This window comes from Litorilinea aerophila, from assembly GCF_006569185.2.
In the GTDB taxonomy this organism is placed as follows: domain Bacteria; phylum Chloroflexota; class Anaerolineae; order Caldilineales; family Caldilineaceae; genus Litorilinea; species Litorilinea aerophila.
This window is the reverse complement of record NZ_VIGC02000002.1, coordinates 131,862-150,651: the sequence shown is the minus strand read 5'-3', so window position 1 is coordinate 150,651 and position 18,790 is coordinate 131,862. Positions and strand designations below refer to the sequence as shown.

Sequence of the window (18,790 nt, the reverse complement as noted above, 5' to 3'; positions counted from 1 at the left end):
CGTTCTGGTCAGAATCGGTTACGTCAGAGACGTGCAGCCTGGGGGATTGTCTCCGCTCATTCTTGGGTTCGGCAGGCGGGCTTCCGGCCCGCTGGTTTCGTTTGCACTTATGAACGTGGGAATAGCATAGCACAACTGGCCCACTTCCTGGGCCGGAAATCGGCGCCGAAGTCGGGGCAAGATCCCTACGCCGATCAGACGAGCCCCAACCGGAGGCAGAACATGGGACGATTGGCCCTTCATCGTCCTGGGGGTATAATCCCGTCAAAGTTGTACCTGCTGAATCTGTGCCCCTCCGTGGCTCTGCGGCAAAAGGTCAAATGCGTTGACCCACGTGGATGAACGCAGATTCAGCCCGGCATCGGAAGATTGGCGACGCCGCGTGGTGGTCCTTTTGTGGAGTGCGCATCTGAGGATGCGCACTCCGCCGTTGCCGTCTCTGCACCTGTCCGGATTGGGTGCAACCCGTGCGTAGGGCGGGTCTCTGGCCCGCCGTGGGTGGCTGGTTCAACAGCGACAGCGGGCGGGCACGGCGGCCCGCCCCTACGGGAACGGGCGCCCTTCCGGGCACCACCGTGCGGCCGGAGACCGCACCTACGAGAGGAGCCGCCATCCGCAGATGCCGACCCAGTTGCTGCGCAGCCGTTGCCGTCCCTGCACCTGTCCGGATTGGGTGCAATACGTGCGTAGGGCGGGTCTCTGGCCCGCCGTGGGTGGCTGGTTCGACCGCGACAGCGGGCGGGCACGGCGGCCCGCCCCGACGGGAACGGGCGCCCTTCCGGGCACCACCGTGCGGCCGGAGACCGCACCTACGACAGGAGCCGCCATCCGCGCAGATCGGACGCCACGGATAGGTGGGGCGGCTGTGAAATCGATGGGGCGGATCTGCAAAGATAGTGAGATAGTGAACCGTCGCCAGGAGGCGAGGAGAGGGTGGACGTGAAAAACACGGTGGAAAGTACGAGCGTGCCCGCACTGACCCGGGAGCAGATGCGGGAGGTGGATCGGATCATGGTGGAGGAGTATGGCATCACCCTGCTCCAGATGATGGAGAACGCGGGCCGGAACCTGGCCTGGCTGGCCCTCCAATGGCTGGACGGAGATCTCGTCGACCGGCCCATCGTCGTGTTGGCCGGCCGGGGCAACAATGGCGGCGGTGGCCTGGTCGCGGCCCGTCACCTGGCCAACTGGGGAGCATGGGTCCAGGTGCTCTGCTCCCACCCGCCCGACGCCTACCAGGGGGTGCCGGCCCAACAACTGGCCATCCTCCAGGCCATGGAAGTGCCCCTGGCCTGGGCTGAGGAAGGCTGGGAACTCCCTCCCTGCGACCTGGTGGTGGATGCCCTCATCGGGTACGGGCTGAAGGGGGACCCCCGGGGCCGGGTCCGGGATCTGATCCAGCTGGCCAACAGCAGCGTGGCGCCCATCCTCAGCCTGGACGTGCCCAGCGGATTGGATGCCGACACCGGCCAGGGGGCCACGCCCCACATCCGGGCAGCGGCGACCCTCACCCTGGCCCTGCCCAAACAAGGCCTGTTGACGCCAACCGGGCAGGCCCTCAGCGGGGACCTCTACCTGGCCGACATCAGCGTGCCGCCGGGCCTCTACCGGCGTCTCGGCCTGGAAGTGCCGCCCCTCTTTAGCGCCGGCACCGTCCTCCCGCTGACAGTGGTGGACGGCCAGGCCCTGATCCAGGGGGGCGCAGGCCGGACTCCGTGGACGTAAACAGGCCAACGATTTTGTGACGTAGTTTTGTGACGTGGTGCGCCAACAGACAGGCATCACGTACCACATGACGCACCGGGAGCGACAGCCATGCGTGGGGTGATCATGATCAACGGCAGGGTGGAGGATTATGGCCGGCTGAGGGGCTGGCTGCGCCCCGACGACCTGCTCATCGCCGCCGATGGGGGAACCGCCCATTGCCTGGCCCTGGGGCGCCGCCCGGACATTGTGGTCGGCGACATGGACAGCGTCGATCCCGAGGTGGTGGCCGAACTGGCCCGCCAGGGGACCCGTTTTGAGCGCCACCCCGTGGCCAAAGATGAAACCGACCTGGAGCTGGCCATCCAGCGGGCTCTGCGGGAAGGAGTGGACGAGATCTTGCTGCTGGCAGCCCTGGGCGGCCGCCTGGATCAGACCCTGGCCAATGTCCTGATCCTGGCCCAGCGACCCTGGCCGGTGCCGGTGCGCCTGGCCGATGGGGACCAACTGGCCACCCTGCTGCGGGACGGTGAAACCCTGGTGTTGGACGGACCGGTAGGCAGCCTGGTCAGCGTCCTCCCCTTGAGTGCCTCCGTCACCGGTATCACCTACCAGGGGCTGGCCTATCCGCTCCACAATGCCACCCTGCATCTCGGCAGCACCCGGGGCATCAGCAACCAGGTGGCCAGCCTGCCCGCCTCCATCCAGATCGAGCGTGGCCTTTTGCTGGTGGTCCAGAGCGGCGTGGAAACGTGAGCTACCGACTGCGTCGATTCGTATAGCCACTCCACATGGACACCGATGCGCATCATCGATGCCCATAGAGGCGTTTACTGCGAGGCCACGGATTACACAGCGGGTGAATCTCCTTCGCCGGCCAACGCTGTGTAATCGACGGCTCGCGAACCCCGGGCCAGGAGCAGGCTGGTGACCAGGGCCGTGGCCAGGGCCAGGATCTGGCTGAGGCGGAAGGAGCCCACCAGGGCGGCATACTCCACGAAGGCGTCGGTGAACAGGCGCAGGAGGCTGTAGCCGAAGAGGGCCATGAGGACCACCCGGAATGGGGACGGTTGGGTGCGCCGGGGCAGGTAGAGGAGCAGCCACAGGAGGAGTAACCCCCCTGCCCGGTACAGGCCCACGGGATGGCGCAGCTCGCCGAAATAGGGCAACGCCCACGGGCCGTCGCTGAGGGTTCCCACCACACTGCCGGTCAGGAAGCCGGACAGCGCCTGGAAGACCCCGCCGGCCACCATCCCCACGCTGAAAGCCGCGGCCATGGGAGCCGGATCCAGCGCGTGGCGCAGCATGTAGAGGTAGCCGCCCACCAGCGCCGCGGCCAGGCCGGCCCAAAGGTGGAAGCCCCCCGGCCGCAGGCTCAAGATCAGCCAGGGTTCGCTCCGGTAGACTGGCCAAAACTGGAAAACATTCCAGAGTCGGGCTACAATCAGGCCAGCAACCAGCGCAGTCAGGCCCGTGTTCCAGACCTGGTTCGGGTCCAGACCCAGGCGACGGCCATAGCGGGCGGCCACCTCCAGGCCGAAAACGCCTGCCACCAGCGCCAGGATAGGGCCGGTGGGCAGGGAAAAGGGACCAAAAGGAATCATGGGATACACGGCATACGCTCTTATTCTCGAATAGTGATTGAACGACCAGAAAGGAATCGCGGCAATGCGCATTCTCGTCACCGGCGGTGCCGGTTTCTTGGGCAGTCACCTGGTGGATCGGCTATTGGCCGAGGGCCACGAGGTGATCGCCATGGATAACCTCCTCACCGGGAGCACCGACAATATCGCCCATCTGGCCGGCAACCGCCGGTTTCAGTTCATCTACCACAACGTCACCAACTATATATACATCAAAGACGACCTGGACGCCATTTTGCACTTTGCCAGCCCTGCCAGCCCGGTGGACTACCTGGAGCTGCCCATCCAGACCCTGAAGGTGGGCAGCCTGGGCACCCACAACGCCCTGGGGCTGGCCCTGGCCAAAGGGGCCCGCTTCCTGCTGGCCAGCACCAGCGAAGTCTATGGCGATCCCCTGGTCCATCCCCAGACTGAAGACTACTGGGGCCACGTCAATCCCATTGGCCCTCGGGGGGTGTACGACGAGGCCAAGCGCTTTGCCGAGGCCATGACCATGGCCTACCACCGCACCCACGGGGTGGATACCCGGATCGTGCGGATTTTTAACACCTATGGCCCTCGTATGCGCCTCAACGATGGGCGGGTGGTGCCCAATTTCATCAAACAGGCCCTGCGAGGGGAACCCCTGACGGTCTACGGCGACGGCAGCCAGACCCGCAGCTTCTGCTTTGTCAGCGACCTGATCGACGGCATCTATCGCCTGCTCATGAGCAACGAGGTGGAGCCGGTCAACATCGGCAACCCCGCGGAGATCAGCATCCTGGAGTTCGCCCAGCGCATTAACGAGTTGACCGGCAACCAGGCCGGCATCCGCTTCGAACCCCTGCCCAAGGATGACCCCAAGCAGCGCCAGCCGGACATCACCAAGGCCCGGCGTATCCTGGGGTGGGAACCCAAGGTGCCCCTGGAGCAGGGTTTGGCTGAGACCATCGACTGGTTCCGGACGCGCCTGGATCGGCCCTGATGGTCCTCGCCCTGGCATTTGCCACGGGATTCTCGGTAGGCTTTGGTTTTCGCCCAAGGCAGGCTATAATCGTCCCATGAACCTGGATCACATTCGAAACATATCCATCATCGCCCATATCGACCACGGCAAGAGCACCCTGGCCGACCGCCTGCTGCAGATGACCGGAACGGTGACCGACCGGGAAATGAAGGAGCAGCTCCTGGATTCCATGGACCTGGAACGGGAAAAGGGCGTCACCATCAAGGCCAGCGCCGTGCGCATGATCTACAAGTACCAGGGCGAAGAATACGAAATCAACCTCATCGATACCCCCGGCCACGTGGACTTCAGCTACGAGGTCAGCCGGGCCCTCCAGGCCTGCGAAGGGGCCATCCTGGTGGTGGACGCCTCCCAGGGCATCCAGGCCCAGACCATGGCCCACCTCTTCGCCGCGCTGGAACAGAACCTGACCATCATCCCGGTCATCAACAAGATCGACCTGCCCGGTGCCATGCCCGACGAGGTGGCCCAGGAGATCGAGGACCTGTTGGGCGTGCCCGCCGAGGATATCCCCCGCATCAGCGCCAAAGCCGGCACCAACGTGGAGGCCGTGCTGGAACAGGTGGTGCAACAGGTGCCGCCCCCCAAGGGTGACCTGAATGCTCCCCTGCGCGCGCTGGTCTTCGACTGCCAGTACGACCCCTACAAGGGCGTCATTGCCTACGTGCGGGTGGTGGACGGCCAGATCAACGGCACGCCGGCCCTGTTGGCCATGAGCACCGGCAAGACCATGGAACCCCTGGAGGTAGGGGTTCTGACGCCAGCCATGCTGGCCACCAACAGCCTCCACGCCGGCGAGGTGGGCTATATCGCCACCGGCCTGAAGAGCGTCCAGGATCTGGACGTGGGAGACACCATCACCCTGGCCAGCAAGCCGGCCCAGGAGCGGCTGCCCGGCTACAAGCCCATGAAGCCCATGGTCTTTGCCGGCCTCTACCCGTCCAACCCGGACGACTACGGCGATCTGCGGGATGCCCTGGAAAAGCTCCAGCTCAACGACGCCGCCCTGGTCTACGAACCGGAAACCAGCCAGGCCCTGGGCTTCGGCTTCCGCCTGGGCTTCCTGGGCCTCTTCCACATGGAGATCGTCCAGGAGCGGCTGGAGCGAGAGTATGACCTGGACATCATCTTCACCGCGCCCTCGGTGGAGTACAAGGTGGTCAAGACCGACGGCACGGTCCTGGCCATCGACAGCCCGGCCCAGCTCCCGGATCCGACCCAGATCGAGCGCATCGAAGAGCCCTGGTGCGAGCTGCGCATCTTCACCCCGGCCGAATACATCGGCCCGGTGCTGGATCTGGTCACCAAGCGGCGGGGCGAGCTAAAAAATCAGAACTGGCTGGACACCAAACGGGTGGAAATCGTCTGCATGATCCCCCTCTCGGAGATCATCGTGGACTTCTATAACGAGCTGAAAGCCCGCACCCGGGGCTACGCCAGCATGGACTACACCCTGGACGAATACCGCCCCTCGGACATGGTGAAGCTGGACATCCTGGTCAACCACCAGCCGGTGGACGCCCTGAGCGTCATCGTGCACCGGGACGATGCCTATCACAAGGGGCAAAAGCTGGTCAGCAAGATGAAGGAGATCATCCCCCGGCAGATGTTCACCGTGCCCATCCAGGCGGCCATCGGCAACAAGGTGATCAGCCGGGCCAACGTCCAGGCCCTGCGCAAAGACGTGCTCTCCAAATGCTACGGCGGCGACGTCACCCGCAAGCGCAAGCTGCTGGAGAAACAGAAGGCGGGCAAGAAGCGTATGAAGATGGTGGGACAGGTGGAGATCCCCCAGGAAGCCTTCATGTCCGTACTGCGCCTGGAGGACGAGTAGTCACTTTCTTTGGCCCCTGGATATGGCCATGACCGGAGTCGCCCAACTGATCCGTCGCTATGACCTCAGCCCCAAGCGTTCGCTGGGGCAAAATTTTCTGGTGGACGAAACCCACCTGGACCGCATTGCCGCGGCGGCGGAGCTCTCGCCCCAGGATGTGGTGCTGGAAGTGGGGCCGGGCCTGGGCGGGCTGACCCGGCGCCTGGCCCAACAGGCCGGGCGGGTGGTGGCCGTGGAGCTGGATGACCGCCTCATCCAGGTGCTCCGGGAGGAGCTGGCCCCCTTTCCCCACGTCCAGATCGTCCATGGGGACATCCTGGCGCTGGACCCGGCGACCCTGGTGGCGGGCGCCGACGCCCTCGGGGCGATCCCCACCGCGGGGTCCCTGACCTGGGCAACCTACAAGGTGGTGGCCAACCTGCCCTACTACATCACCAGCGCCGTCCTCCGCCACCTCCTGGAGGCCCGCCTGCGGCCGTCCCTGGCCGTCCTCATGGTGCAGAAGGAAGTGGCTGAGCGCATCTGTGCCCAGCCTGGACAGATGTCCCTGCTGGCGGTGAGCGTCCAGTTCTACGCCCGTCCCCAGATGGTCCATCGGGTGCCGGCCGGGGCCTTCTACCCCCGGCCCAAGGTGGACAGCGCAGTCCTGCGGCTGGAGGTCTTCCCGGAACCTGCGGTGCAGGATGTGGCGCCCGAACGCTTCTTCGCTGTGGTGCGGGCCGGCTTCAGCCAGAAGCGGAAACAGCTTCTCAACAGCCTGAGCGCCGGCCTCCACTGGCCCAAACCCCAGCTCCAACGCCTGTTGGAGGGGGCCGGCATCGATCCCCGGCGTCGGCCGGAAACGCTCTCCCTGGACGAGTGGCGCGCCATCTGCCTGGCCCTGGACGAAGATCCCCAGGCCCCTCCCCCGGGATGAATCCCGCCTGGGGCAGCCAACCGGGCTCGGCGCCGGTTTCGGGATATTTGGGTGTGGGCTGGCCTTTGTGGAATAATGGCGGCGGGCCGTCGTAAATCCCGGCAGAAATTCGCCGATGGTTTCCATCAGAGGTAATGCGCCCAGCGGGCATCCGGAATTTCTGCCATGGTATTTACGCCAGACTGTAGTCGTAAATCCCGGCAGAAATTCGCCGATGGTTTCCACCAGAGGGAGTGCGCCCAGAGGGTATCCGGAATTTCTGCCGTGGTATTTACGCCAGACTATAGTAGCCCCCGGCCACGGTGTGCCGTTTGGCTGGAACGGCGGACAGCGGGCAGACAGCAGTGGATAGATAGCAGTGGACAGACCATGGTGGTGGAGAAAAGGGCCGAAAGCGGCCATGACGAATCCAACATGAAAGGGGCTCCCCCGCTGGAAAATCCTCTCAGCGAGCGGGAGATGGAAGTCTCGCGGCTGCTGGTCACCGGGGCGACCAACGCGGAGATCGCCCGGGAACTCTTCATCAGCCCCCACACGGTGAAGGTGCACCTGCGTAACGTCTTTGAGAAGCTGCAGGTGAGCAGCCGCACCGAAGCCACCATGGTGCTGCTGCAACGGGGCTGGTTGACGGTGCCGGGCATCGAGGTGCCGGCGCCTCCCCAACCGGCTGAGGAGGCAGTACCCGAACCCGAACCGCTTCCACACTTGCCGGCCCGCCCCGCGGCCTGGCAACAGCTTTACCTGGCCCTGGTCGCCGCCTTCTGTCTCTTCTTTCTCATCGCCCCTAACTGGCTGAATCAGGTCCAGGCGCCGGTCTCCCTGCTCAGCGATGCCGGCCAGACGCCCCTGGGGCCGCCTGCGCTGACTCTCCTGCCCCGCTGGGAGATGCGCACGCCCCTGGCCCAGGCCCGCAGTCGGATGGCTTCTGCCCTGATGGGCGATTCCCTCTACGTGGTGGGCGGCGAAGGAGTCGGCGGCGAGACCCTCCCGTCGCTGGATGCCTATGATTTGCGCATCAACGAGTGGCAGAGCCTGGCTCCCCTGCCCGAGCCCCGGGCCAATCTGGCCGCGGCGGCTTTGGACGGCATCCTCTACGTGGCCGGGGGCAGCTATCACCGGGCCGGCGACGATGCCGGGATCGTCCTGAGCGATGAGCTGCTGGCCTACCATGTGGCGGACGACCGTTGGACCCCCGTGGGCACCCTGCCCGGTCCCCTGGCCGGCGCTGCCCTCCTGGCCCACCGGGAGAGCCTCTACCTGTTGGGTGGGTGGGACGGAACAGCCATGCACGACGAAATCTGGCGCTACCGGCCGTCGACGGCGTCAGCTTCTGGCGCCCCGCTCCCGTGGGAGCTGGTGGGCCGGCTTCCCGAGGCCAGCGCGTTTTTCGGTGCAACCGTGGTGGGGGATGAGATCTACGTGGTGGGCGGCTACAACGGCCAACACGAGTTGGATCAGGCGTGGGTCTACCAGATCACCACGGGCGAGTGGCGCCAGCTGGCCTCTTTGGCCACGCCCCGCAGCGGGCTCAGCGTGGTCTACGACGGCCTGGCGGTGCTGGCCCTGGGCGGCGGCGGCTGGACCCGGCGGGTGGATACCCACGAGCGCTACGACCCGTACACAGGCCAGTGGAGCAACTTCCCCTCGCCCGTCCCCGGAGAATGGCGCTACCTGGCTGCGGCCAGCCGCGACGGCGTCATCCACCTGGTTGGCGGTTGGAGTGGCGACTACCTGGACGCCCACCTGGTCTTCCAGAGTTCCTTCCGGGCCCTCTTGCCGGTGATCAACAACGACTGACCCGGTTCCCCTCTGAAAAAACTGTGTTCACCTGTGGAATCTGTGGTTCCCGCAGTGGAGCCACTACTGGCGGTTGGTGAGCCGGAAAATCTTCTCCCGGGTTTCCCGCCAGGAGATCTTGCTCAGCCCCATCTTTTCCCGCAGCCGATCTTCCGGCATACCGGTCCGAAAGTCCCGCACGGCGCAGGTCCAGCGCAGGGTTTCGAAGCCCACCTGGATGCGCTTGATGCCGGCCCGTTTCCCCACTTCATCCAGCACATATTCCAGGTTGCGCGGCGTGCACTCGAAGAGGTAGTGCTCGGGCTTGTACTGGTCCAGGTACTGTTGCAGCGCGGGCACAATGTTGGGGTGCAGGGCCAGGCGGCGGTTCTTGTGGGCGTGGCGTTCCTCGCTGTAGCGGATGGCCACTTCCGGCGCCTGGGGGCGGGAGACGTCGATGTCGCTGATCAGGAGATTGGCACATTCGGCCTTCTTCATGCCCGTCTGCAGGAGCAGGCTGACCAGCAGGTAGGGCCGGGCATCCGGCTTTCGGCGATCCCAGAGGAAGTCCTGGGCAGCGCGCAGAAGCCGGTTCACCTCGTCGTCCCGCAGGATGGTGGGGAGGGGCGGGCGTGCGCTTTGCTGCACCACGGGCGCGGCGGGGTCGGTGCCGATGACGCCGATGCCGTGGATCCAGCCGAAGAAGACCTTCAGGGTAGTGATGCGACGGGCCAGGGTTTTGGCGCTGCAGGGCTTGCCCCGGCCGTGTTGCAGCCATTCCAGGAAGTCCTCCAGATGTTCGGTTTTGATCTGGTGGAGCAGGGTCGACGGATCCAGGAAGGAGGCGAGGATCTTCAGGTCGTTGCGGAACGCCTTGATGGTGTTGATGCTGAAGCCTTTGCGCACCATGTACTCATCGAAGGCGGCAATGGCGGCGCCCAGGGTGCTGTCCGCCCGCAGGGGCGGGGCCAGGCTCTCCGGCGCCTGTTCAGTGGCTGTGGTCTCCCCGGGCTGTGGCGTCCGGGCCGATTGAACACGGTCAGATGCTGTTGCCATCATTCCACCCCATCTCTATCTTTCGTATAGTTAACAAGGTGGAAGTATATATGTTCATGGTTTTCTTGTCAAACCGCCTGCCCCGGGCGGGCACGGGGGCCCGCCCCTACGGGAACGGGTGCCCCGGCGTCGCCGCCCCTTAACCCGCCCGGGTCCGGCGTCCTCGTGCGGTTAGAAACCGCACCTACGGTCGGGGCCGTCTCCCCGTGGCCGTCCGGGTGCCCAGGCTGGAACGATCAGGGGGAGCCATCGTGGGCTCCCCCTGTCAGCGCTTCAGGAAACGGGGTGTCGGTTCAGACGATGGTCGCCGTTGCCTCTTCCCATCCTCAGAGGAGGCCGCTGCCAAAGGCAGAGGCGAAGACCAGGCTCACGATGCTCATGAGCTTGATCAGGATGTTCAGGGAGGGGCCGCTGGTGTCCTTGAAGGGATCGCCCACCGTGTCGCCCACCACAGCCGCTTTGTGGGCGTCGGAGCCCTTGCCGCCCATCTGGCCCGTCTCGATCCACTTCTTGGCGTTGTCCCAGGCGCCGCCGGCATTGGCCATCATGACCGCCAGCAGGAAGCCGGACACGGTGGCGCCCACCAGCATGCCGGCCAGGGCCTCTGCCCCCAGGATGAAGCCCACCAGCAGGGGCGCAATCACGGCCATGGCGCCGGGCAGGATCATCTCCCGCAGGGCGCTCTGGGTGCTGATACCCACGCACGTCCGGTAGTCCGGCCGGCCGGTCCCCTCCATCAGGCCGGGGATTTCCCGGAACTGGCGGCGCACTTCCAGCACGATTTCGTACGCAGCCTTGCCCACTGCGGTCATGGTCAGCGCGGCGAAGAGGTAGGGCAGCACGGCGCCGATCAAGATGCCCGGCAGCATCACCGGGTCCAACAGGTTGAGGCTGAACTCCGGGTTGTTGACCCGGGCCGCCTCGGTGTAGGCGGCCATCAGCGCCAGGGCGGTCAGGACCGCGGAGCCGATGGCGAAGCCCTTGCCGGTGGCCGCGGTGGTGTTGCCCAGGCTGTCCAGGGCATCGGTCCGCTCCCGGACGTAGTCTGGCAGGTCAGCCATCTCGGCGATGCCGCCGGCGTTGTCGGCCACGGGCCCGTAGGCGTCGGTGGCCAGGGTCACCCCCAGGGTGCTCAGCATGCCCACGCCGGCCAGGGCCACCGCGTAGAGGCCACCCGTGAGGTTGCCCTCGGTGGCGGCTGCACCCAGCCAGAAGCTCAGCAGGATGGCAAAGGCCACGATCAGGACCGGGGCTACCGTGCTCAGCATGCCCACGGCCAGCCCCTGGATGATCAGGGTGGCGGAGCCGGTTTCAGCCGTGCGGGCAATGCTCTGGGTCGGTTTTTCCGAGTAGGAGGTGTAGTATTCGGTGAAATAGGCGATGCCGTTGCCGGCAATCAGCCCCACCAGGATGATGACCCAGAAGCGGAAATCCAGCCCGGCCAGGGGTACCATGATGGCCGAGAGCACCAGCACCAGCCCGGACGCGGTGTAGACGGCCCGGCGCAGGGTGTTGAGGAGATCCTCCTGGGTGGCGTTCTCTTCCGTCTTCACCATGAAGGTGCCCACCAGGGCCGACACAATGCCCACGGCCGCCACCAGGAAGGGGAGGCCGATGAAGGCCAGGGGGCTCTGCCCGCCGGCGGAGAGCACCGCACCCAGGGTGGCGGCTGCCACGATGGAGCCGCTGTAGCTCTCGAAGAGGTCGGCCCCCATACCGGCCACGTCGCCCACGTTGTCCCCCACGTTGTCGGCGATGACCGCCGGGTTGCGGGGGTCATCCTCGGGGATGCCCTGTTCCACTTTGCCCACCAGGTCGGCCCCCACGTCGGCTGCCTTGGTGTAGATGCCGCCGCCCACACGGGCGAAGAGGGCAATGCTGCTGGCGCCGAAACCGAAGCCGGTGATGTAGGCGATGTTGCCGTCAAAGGCCAGGTAGAGGATGGTCAGACCCAGGATGCTGAAGCTGACCACGGCCATGCCCATGATGGAGCCGCTGCGGAAGGCCACCCGCAGGCCGTCGTTCAGGCTGCGCTGGGCGGCCGCGGCCGTGCGTACGTTGGCCCGCACCGCGACCATCATGCCCAGGTAGCCCGCAGCGCCAGAGGCCAGGGCACCGGCGATAAAAGCCACCGCCGTCTGCCAGTCCAGAAAGATGGTGATGACCAGGGCCACAATAATGACGAATCCGGTCAGGAAGGTATATTCCCGGTTGAGAAATGCGGCCGCCCCTTCCTGTACGGCGGCTGAGATGTTGCGCATGGTCTCATTGCCTGTCTCCTCGGCAAGGACATTGCGCATTTGCCAGATGACAAAGCCAATGCCCACGAGTCCCATGAGCAAGGCAAAGATTACCGATGCCGTCCCCTGTAACAAAGTGATACCTCCTTTTCATCATGCGGATAAAAAATAAGAAAAGGGCCGGTGACAGACCTGGGTGCTGAAGACTCCTGGGTGCTTCAAACGAGTGCCCAAGGTTTCAGCCCCGGCAGAGTCACAGCGCGGGCGGTCAGGCCACGCAGACAGCAAAAAACCTCTGCTGGCTCACGCCAGAGCACAGAGGTTTCAAGATCTGACTGCTACGACGCTGTAACGAATCACGTTGGCTGCTCGTTTGTCGATGTTCAGACGCAAGCACCGTTGGAATTGCGCCTGCTTTCACAATGGCTGTCAGCCGTCATTGTAATTTGAATCCCAATTAGAAGTCAAATCTGTTTTGCAGGAGGTGCTGGCCGGGCTGTTGTGGTAAGATAGGATCCATCGGCGTGGTTGCCCCGGCCACGCTGCACCATACAATCCCTGGGCTCTGATGCCCTCAACACCTATACCCAAGCAAACCCATCGACCCGTCCGCCCGGCAGGTGTGATCGCTGTCCCTCTGCACGCGGTCCTGCTGCCGGGTGTGACACCAGTAAATCCTGGCAGAAATTCGCCGATGGTATCCACCAGAGGGAGCGCGCCCGGAGTTCTTTGCGCCTTTGCGCCTTTGCGTTTAAAAATGCCCTTTTTGCAGGGGAGTCACCCATGAAACTCGGATTCAGCACCTGGGGCATGCCCCAGGTCCCCATCGACGTGGCGTTATCCCACCTGGCCACCCTGGGCTTCGACGCGGTGGAGGTGGTGGTCTTGCCCCGCTTCACCACTGCCCTGGACCAGTTAGACGGCCCGGCCCGTCGACGCATTGGCCGCCTGCTCGCGGATCTGCCCCTGCAGCTTTCCGCCTTGAACTACTACACTTCCCTGTTGGATCCAGCGCCCGACCGCTTTGACCAGCTTGTCACCCGGCTCCGAGAGGTCATGGAGCTGGCTGCCCTCTGGATGGATGGGGACACGCCCGTGGTCATCACCGGCATCGGCGGCCAGCCCGGTGAGCTGCCGGCGCGCCTGCCTCAACTGGCCGAACGGCTGGCCCTGCTGGGGGAAGCAGCCCAGGAACTGGGCGCCATCCTGGCCCTGGAGCCCCATGTGGGCACCGCGGTGGAAACACCGGACCAGATGCTGGCGCTCCTGGCCCAGGTGGATTCGCCGGCGGTGCGGGTCAACTTCGACATCAGTCACTTCAACGTGATGGGCATTCCCCTGGAGGAATCGGTGGCCAGGATGCTCCCCCATGCGGTCCACACCCACGTCAAGGATGAACGGGGGCGGGTTCCGGACTATGAGTATGTCATCCCCGGCGAGGGCGAGTTCGATTATGTGGCCTATCTGCGCTGCATGGCTGCCCACGGCTACCGCGGGGTGATTTCGGTGGAGATCAGCAACATGGTCCAGCGGCGGCCGGACTACGAGCCCCTGGAAGTGGCCAGCCGGTCGTACCAGGTGCTGGCCCGCGCCTTCCAACAGGCGGGCATTGCCCGTGGAACACCATCCACAGGAGCGTAGACGATGACAGGCCCACGTCCTCGCATTCTGTTTGCTTTTAGTCAGCGGGTGCGGGATGGCTACGTGCCCCCCTGGGAGTTGGAACGGCTGGAGACCTTCGCCGACTGGGATTGGTTCCCGTGCGAAGGGGGTGGCATCTACGAAGCCAATCCCGATCCCCAGGCGGCCGCCGCCCTGCGGGCGCAGATTGGCCCGTACCAGGCTCTGGTGGTCTGCCATGGGGCCCCCCGACTGACGGCCGACATCCTGGACGCTGCGCCCGCTCTACGCTTCATCGGCGAGCTGGAAGGCGACCGCTTCGCCAGCCGGATCGATTTGGAGGCGGCCTGGGCCCGGGGCATCCGGACGGTGGATGTCACCAACGCCTCGTCCTACCCGGTGGCCGAGTGGGCCCTGGGGCTGATCCTGCTCTGCATGCGCAACGGGGGTGCCCATTTCCGCCGCATGTTGGCGGGTGACACCCGGCGGGACCCGACCGAACGGGATCGGATGCCCGGCCGCCTGACGGGCAAGCGGGTGGGCCTGATCGGCTGTGGCCACATGGGCCGCCGCCTGATCCGCCTGCTGCGCCCCTTTGATGTGGAGATCTGGGTGCACGATCCCTACCTGCCCCGGGAGCTGGCCGAAGCCCTGGACTTCACCCAGACTTCCCTGGACAACGTGCTGAGCCGGTGTCATGTGGTGGTCTGCCTGGTCCCCCTGACGCCCGCCACCCGGGGCATGTTGGGGGAGCGGGAACTCAGCCTGTTGCGCCCGGGCACCGTCTTTGTCAATGTCTCCCGGGGGGCCGTGGTGGATTCCGATGCCCTCATTCGGCGGCTGCGGCAGGGGGACATCATTGCCGGGCTGGACGTGTTCGACCCGGAGCCCGTCCCACCGGAGAGCGAGATCCTGCGTCTGCCCAACGTCTTCCTCAGCCCCCACGTGGGCTACTACACGGGCGATCCCTACCCCCATTTCTTCACCCTGATGGTGGATGAACTGGAGCGTTTCTTCCAGGGGCACGAGACTTACTTCGACCTGACGCCGCGCACGCGAGCCAACCGGCAGGGAGAGGGACGTCACTGAAGCCGGATCTCCCCGGCCTGGCCTATAAAAAAATCGGGGCGGGTTTCAAACCCGCCCCGATGGGACTTTCTGGCAAGATAGTAGCCGTGATCAGGCCTGGAGGTGAGCTTCGGCGAACCAGAGCATCTTATCGGCCACCCGCCCCACCTCGATGAAGAGGTCCGACGTCTCCAGGTCTCCGGCCTCGTCGGCCTGGGTGGCCGCGGCACGGATGCTGTTGGCGTACTGGGCCCAGCGCTCCACCACCACCTTGAGCATGGTCTCCCCGTCGAAGACATCCGCCGGGAACTCCGGCAGCTCGGATGTGTTGGCGGCCATACGCACGGTCCCCAGCGCGGTGCCGCCCAGGGCTGTGGCCCGCTCCGCGATCATGTCGATGTAGGGCTGGATGCTCTCGGCCATCTTGTCGAAGAGCACGTGCAGTTGCTCGAACTGCATGCCCTTGACGTTCCAGTGGGCCTGCTTGGTCTGGCTGTAGAGATCACTGGTGTTGGCCAGCTGCTGGTTGCAGAGGCTGATCATCTGCGCCCGCAACTCCTGGGACATCTCCACGCTGGTCTCATGGAGCGTACCGGTCAGATTTTTCACACTCGCGCCATTGCCTTTTGTCGCCATTGTCAAACCTCCTGATGCAATGTTTGTTCGCCTGATTCAACCTGTTCAAACTGACCGGTGGAGCAGCCTGAAACAGGTTTCATCGGACCCGCTTCAATTGGGGCTCAGATGGGCCAGGGGGAAACCCTCATCCACGGCGTTGATGCGGACCGGAATGTCCGTCCAGTGGACGACCCGCCGCGGGAGGGATTCCGCCGCCTGGTGCACCATCCTGGCAAAGTCTGCCAGCTCAACCCGATTGAACAGTATAATCTGGGACCCCATCTCGATACAGTAGTCTGACGTCCACTCTCGGCCTGTGGCTTCGGCGAAGCGCAGCAGCGCCTGATGTAGCACCAGCAGGTCCGCCGGGCGCATGTGGATCACCAGGCGGTCCCAGCGCAATTCGATCTGGCCGCCGGACAGCCGGTGGATGGCCCGGCCAATGCCCGTTTGGGCCAGTTGTTGATTTCCCTGTACGTGAATCATTCGTTGTGTTAAACGTCTTTCAATTTCGTCGGACTACACAGAAGTTTCTTACTGTTGGCTGCCCGGCCACACTTGGTACAGACGTGGGTGGGGCGATTCACCAACTGCATGTACGCCTCGATCTCCCCCTTCAACAGGGATTTTTTGAGCTTACAAAGTGATTTCGCCATATTTGAATCGGTCTATCTCTTTCCCAAGTCCGGCATCGCATCTTCCCGGTTCGGCGGGTTGCGCGTCAGCGGGATGCGTGGGTGGCCATGGAGTTCCACGGACCTGGGCGGTTCTCAGAACTGGGGGTGATATCTCGCCTCCCTGTGCTTCCCAGATCCTGCACGCGGCACCACTTGAACCCGGCACAGCGCGCCTGGAGGGTCAGGGGAAAGCCAACGGCCGAAACGATGCCCACCAATAAACCAACTTGAAGCCAGCCAATCCAGTCCATGTTCGCCTCGTTTCTCCGGTACACTAGGACAGTCTGGCGTAAATACCGGCGAATTTCTGCCGGGATTTACGAGCAGACTTATTGCCAGGTTCGACCTTGCGTCAGGTTTATCATACCATCAGGTTGAGGCATTTTTAGGACGAATTGGGGAAAAATTGGTTTCGGTGCCACCGAAGGCGCCAGCAAAGGGCGCCTAACTGGGGAGTTAACCGCGGTTAACTCCCCAGGGCGTCCATCACCTGATGGCGTTCGTCGTGGTACTCTTCCTCCGACAGGCCGGCCCGCCAGAAGGGGATGGCCCGTATGGCTTCCCGGGGCACCGCCCGAGCCGTGCGCAGGTAGCTGTGGAGTCCCGTTACCATGGCCGCTTCGCCGGCGATCCAGACAAACAGCCCGCTTTGGGACGGCCAGGCCAGTTGGGCTACGGCCTCGAGCAGCACCTGGCTCTGACCGGCGGGCACGCCGTTGCGGTGAAACCAGATCAGCTCTACCGCGGCGGGATAGTGCAGCCGCTGCTCTTCCTGGCTGTCCGCCACTTCCACCAGGGCGTAGCCCCGGGCCGACGCGGGCAGGCGTTCCAGGTAGGCGCTGATGGCCGGCAAGGCGCTCTCGTCGCCCACAAACAGGTACCACCCGGCATCCAGAGGAATGCTCCCCCGTGCGCCCGGCCCAGCCACGCCGATCCAGTCGCCCGCCTTTGCCCGGGCTGCCCAGGCACTGGCCGGCCCCTGATGTTCGTGGAGCACGAAATCCACGGTTAACTCTCCTGCGGTAGGATCATAGCCGCGGACGGTGTAGGTGCGCACGTAGGGGCGCTCCTCCCGGGGCGGCCACTGGATGCCCAGGGGGCTCCACGTGGGCAGGCAAGGTTTTTCCTGGTCGGCCCGGGGAATGAAGAGCTTGATGTGGCGTCCCGGGCTGTCGGCGGGGAAACCGTCCAGCTGCTCCCCGCCCAGGGTGATCCGGCGCATGCGGGGCGTCACCTGGTTCGCCCGCAGCACCTGCAGGAGCCGAGGGGGCGTACGCCGGGGCCCTGGGCCGTTTTGCTCGCTGGTGACTGTTGTTTCCTGGGTCATGGGCTCTCCTGAAATGATTGGCACAGGTTGTTCTCAACGGATGGCGGTCCGCTCGTGGAGCCCCGGACGGGGCCCCACGAGCCGGGGAGGCGGCGCGACCGATTACTCCAGGGCCGCTTCCACCTCGGCGATCATCTGGGGGAAGGTGCGCAGGCCGCTGTTGGCCAGGTACCAGATGGCGGGATCGAGGTAGACGATTTTGTCGTTTTGCCAGGCTTTGGTGGCGTGGATGATCTCGTTGTCCAGCACCTGTTGGGCGGCCACCGTCCCCTGGCCGATGGCCGAATCCCGGTCGATCACGAAGAGAATGTCCGGGTCATGCTCCAGGATGAACTCGAAGGAGATGGCGTCCCCGTGGGTGGCCGCTTCGATATCCTCCACCACAGGCGGCACGCCCAGCAGGTCGTGGATGATCCCGCCGAAGCGGGAGCCCGGGCCGTAGGCCGTGACGTTGCCGCCGGTGACCAGGACGATCAGGGCGTTCTGGCCGCTGTCCGCTGCCTTCGCCCGCACCCGTTCCACCGAAGCCTCAATCTCGGCCAGCCGCTCCTCGATCTCTTCCTCCCGGTCGAAGATCAGGCCGATGTGGCGCATGTTGGTCTCAAAGTCGGCCAGGAAGTTGGCCACGTCGATGGTCATGTCGATGGTCGGGGCGATTTTGGCCAGCTCCCCGTAGGCCCCGGACGAGCGTCCGGCCACCAGGATGAGATCCGGCTCCAAGGCGTTGATCTGCTCGTAATCCGGCTCGAACAGGGTGCCGGCATTGGCGTAGGCCGGGTCGGCGTATTGGGCCAGGAACGGCGGCAGGTTGGACTGGGGCACCGCGGCCACGGGTATGCCCAACTGGTCCAGGGTGTCCAGCAGGCTGTAATCAAAGACGACCACCGTCTCGGGGTTTTTGACCACGGGGGTTTCCCCCTGCACGTGGGTGATGGTCACCGTCTCCGGCGTTGCCTGGGCCGATTCGGTTTCGGCCGGGCCGGATGTATCCACCGCTGCCGTTGTGGCAGAGGTACCCTGGGTGGTGGGCGTCACGGCCACGCAGCCGGCCAGGAGAATGGCGACGGTCAGCCCGAGCAGGGAGAGCAGTGGTCGTTTGGTCTGGTAACGCATCCGTTTCACTCCTTAACACACTTGAACGTTTTGAAGTTGTTGATGATTGGTAAATCCCGGCAGACATTCGGCGATAGTATCCACCGGAGGTAGTAGGTGTTGTTGCCGAATTGCTGCCGTGGTATTTACGCCAGACTGTACTGAGTGAAAGCCGATCCGGGGCTGCCGGTTCCCGTCCACCATAACCAGAGC

At 64.7% G+C, this 18,790-nt stretch carries 15 protein-coding genes; 8 read left to right on the top strand and 7 right to left on the bottom strand.

Annotated elements, in window-relative coordinates; all coding sequences use genetic code 11:
- Positions 1-966: 966 nt before the first annotated feature.
- Both FKZ61_RS01880 and FKZ61_RS01875 read left to right on the top strand, forming a co-directional pair.
- Positions 967-1,725, top strand: a complete 759-nt coding sequence (locus tag FKZ61_RS01880; RefSeq protein WP_211358365.1) for an NAD(P)H-hydrate epimerase — start codon at positions 967-969, stop codon at positions 1,723-1,725.
- Between the two features lie 90 nt (positions 1,726-1,815).
- The gene (locus FKZ61_RS01875) at positions 1,816-2,460 is read left to right on the top strand and encodes a thiamine diphosphokinase (protein WP_141608368.1); all 645 of its coding nucleotides are present in this window, start codon (positions 1,816-1,818) and stop codon (positions 2,458-2,460) included.
- A 92-nt stretch (positions 2,461-2,552) separates the two neighbouring features.
- Here FKZ61_RS01875 and FKZ61_RS01870 read toward each other — a convergent pair whose 3' ends face one another.
- Positions 2,553-3,308, bottom strand: a complete 756-nt coding sequence (locus FKZ61_RS01870; RefSeq protein WP_170199085.1) for a prolipoprotein diacylglyceryl transferase — start codon at positions 3,306-3,308, stop codon at positions 2,553-2,555.
- 64 nt (positions 3,309-3,372) lie between these two features.
- On the opposite strand from FKZ61_RS01870, the gene FKZ61_RS01865 reads away from it, so the two are divergent.
- The 4 genes from FKZ61_RS01865 (at position 3,373) to FKZ61_RS01850 (ending at position 8,900) form a co-directional block, all read left to right on the top strand.
- On the top strand, positions 3,373-4,311 hold the full coding sequence (locus tag FKZ61_RS01865) for a UDP-glucuronic acid decarboxylase family protein (RefSeq protein ID WP_141608366.1): 939 nt from the start codon (positions 3,373-3,375) through the stop codon (positions 4,309-4,311).
- A 76-nt stretch (positions 4,312-4,387) separates the two neighbouring features.
- Positions 4,388-6,187, top strand: a complete 1,800-nt coding sequence (gene lepA, locus FKZ61_RS01860) for a translation elongation factor 4 (RefSeq protein ID WP_141608365.1) — start codon at positions 4,388-4,390, stop codon at positions 6,185-6,187.
- Positions 6,188-6,215: 28 nt separating this feature from the next.
- Positions 6,216-7,103 (top strand): 16S rRNA (adenine(1518)-N(6)/adenine(1519)-N(6))-dimethyltransferase RsmA, encoded by an 888-nt coding sequence (gene rsmA / locus FKZ61_RS01855; protein ID WP_211358364.1) that lies wholly within the window; start codon positions 6,216-6,218, stop codon positions 7,101-7,103.
- Between the two features lie 369 nt (positions 7,104-7,472).
- The gene (locus FKZ61_RS01850; RefSeq protein ID WP_229964097.1) at positions 7,473-8,900 is read left to right on the top strand and encodes a helix-turn-helix domain-containing protein; all 1,428 of its coding nucleotides are present in this window, start codon (positions 7,473-7,475) and stop codon (positions 8,898-8,900) included.
- Positions 8,901-8,963: 63 nt separating this feature from the next.
- Here FKZ61_RS01850 and FKZ61_RS01845 read toward each other — a convergent pair whose 3' ends face one another.
- Together FKZ61_RS01845 and FKZ61_RS01840 are read right to left on the bottom strand one after the other, a co-directional pair.
- Complete coding sequence (locus FKZ61_RS01845; RefSeq protein ID WP_170199083.1) at positions 8,964-9,935, bottom strand: tyrosine-type recombinase/integrase; 972 nt, start codon at positions 9,933-9,935, stop codon at positions 8,964-8,966.
- 326 nt (positions 9,936-10,261) lie between these two features.
- Positions 10,262-12,271, bottom strand: a complete 2,010-nt coding sequence (locus FKZ61_RS01840) for a sodium-translocating pyrophosphatase (protein WP_407659842.1) — start codon at positions 12,269-12,271, stop codon at positions 10,262-10,264.
- Positions 12,272-12,958: 687 nt separating this feature from the next.
- Between FKZ61_RS01840 and FKZ61_RS01835 the strand changes: the two genes are divergently transcribed.
- Positions 12,959-13,816 (top strand): sugar phosphate isomerase/epimerase family protein, encoded by an 858-nt coding sequence (locus FKZ61_RS01835; RefSeq protein WP_141608361.1) that lies wholly within the window; start codon positions 12,959-12,961, stop codon positions 13,814-13,816.
- A gap of 3 nt (positions 13,817-13,819) precedes the next feature.
- The gene (locus FKZ61_RS01830; protein ID WP_141608360.1) at positions 13,820-14,884 is read left to right on the top strand and encodes a hydroxyacid dehydrogenase; all 1,065 of its coding nucleotides are present in this window, start codon (positions 13,820-13,822) and stop codon (positions 14,882-14,884) included.
- 90 nt (positions 14,885-14,974) lie between these two features.
- On the opposite strand, the gene dps is transcribed toward FKZ61_RS01830, so the two are convergent.
- The 4 genes from dps to FKZ61_RS01810 form a co-directional block, all read right to left on the bottom strand.
- Positions 14,975-15,499, bottom strand: coding sequence for a DNA starvation/stationary phase protection protein Dps (dps, locus tag FKZ61_RS01825; RefSeq protein ID WP_141608359.1), 525 nt, complete (start codon positions 15,497-15,499; stop codon positions 14,975-14,977).
- Between the two features lie 93 nt (positions 15,500-15,592).
- Positions 15,593-15,967, bottom strand: a complete 375-nt coding sequence (locus FKZ61_RS01820) for a hypothetical protein (RefSeq protein ID WP_141608358.1) — start codon at positions 15,965-15,967, stop codon at positions 15,593-15,595.
- A gap of 657 nt (positions 15,968-16,624) precedes the next feature.
- On the bottom strand, positions 16,625-17,485 hold the full coding sequence (locus tag FKZ61_RS01815; RefSeq protein WP_141608357.1) for a siderophore-interacting protein: 861 nt from the start codon (positions 17,483-17,485) through the stop codon (positions 16,625-16,627).
- A 102-nt stretch (positions 17,486-17,587) separates the two neighbouring features.
- Positions 17,588-18,598, bottom strand: a complete 1,011-nt coding sequence (locus FKZ61_RS01810; protein WP_141608356.1) for a siderophore ABC transporter substrate-binding protein — start codon at positions 18,596-18,598, stop codon at positions 17,588-17,590.
- Positions 18,599-18,790 lie beyond the last annotated feature (192 nt).

What these genes read in the sequence shown, in the direction of transcription:
- FKZ61_RS01840 (WP_407659842.1), bottom strand. Translation starts at nt 12,271, where the DNA reads ATGGGACTCGTGGGCATTGGCTTTGTCATCTGGCAAATGCGCAATGTC.
- FKZ61_RS01870 (WP_170199085.1), bottom strand. Translation starts at nt 3,308, where the DNA reads ATGATTCCTTTTGGTCCCTTTTCCCTGCCCACCGGCCCTATCCTGGCG.
- FKZ61_RS01830 (WP_141608360.1), top strand. Translation starts at nt 13,820, where the DNA reads ATGACAGGCCCACGTCCTCGCATTCTGTTTGCTTTTAGTCAGCGGGTG.
- rsmA (WP_211358364.1), top strand. Translation starts at nt 6,216, where the DNA reads ATGACCGGAGTCGCCCAACTGATCCGTCGCTATGACCTCAGCCCCAAG.
- FKZ61_RS01865 (WP_141608366.1), top strand. Translation starts at nt 3,373, where the DNA reads ATGCGCATTCTCGTCACCGGCGGTGCCGGTTTCTTGGGCAGTCACCTG.
- FKZ61_RS01850 (WP_229964097.1), top strand. Translation starts at nt 7,473, where the DNA reads ATGGTGGTGGAGAAAAGGGCCGAAAGCGGCCATGACGAATCCAACATG.
- FKZ61_RS01835 (WP_141608361.1), top strand. Translation starts at nt 12,959, where the DNA reads ATGAAACTCGGATTCAGCACCTGGGGCATGCCCCAGGTCCCCATCGAC.
- FKZ61_RS01875 (WP_141608368.1), top strand. Translation starts at nt 1,816, where the DNA reads ATGCGTGGGGTGATCATGATCAACGGCAGGGTGGAGGATTATGGCCGG.
- FKZ61_RS01810 (WP_141608356.1), bottom strand. Translation starts at nt 18,598, where the DNA reads ATGCGTTACCAGACCAAACGACCACTGCTCTCCCTGCTCGGGCTGACC.
- FKZ61_RS01845 (WP_170199083.1), bottom strand. Translation starts at nt 9,935, where the DNA reads ATGGCAACAGCATCTGACCGTGTTCAATCGGCCCGGACGCCACAGCCC.
- dps (WP_141608359.1), bottom strand. Translation starts at nt 15,499, where the DNA reads ATGGCGACAAAAGGCAATGGCGCGAGTGTGAAAAATCTGACCGGTACG.
- lepA (WP_141608365.1), top strand. Translation starts at nt 4,388, where the DNA reads ATGAACCTGGATCACATTCGAAACATATCCATCATCGCCCATATCGAC.
- FKZ61_RS01820 (WP_141608358.1), bottom strand. Translation starts at nt 15,967, where the DNA reads ATGATTCACGTACAGGGAAATCAACAACTGGCCCAAACGGGCATTGGC.
- FKZ61_RS01815 (WP_141608357.1), bottom strand. Translation starts at nt 17,485, where the DNA reads ATGACCCAGGAAACAACAGTCACCAGCGAGCAAAACGGCCCAGGGCCC.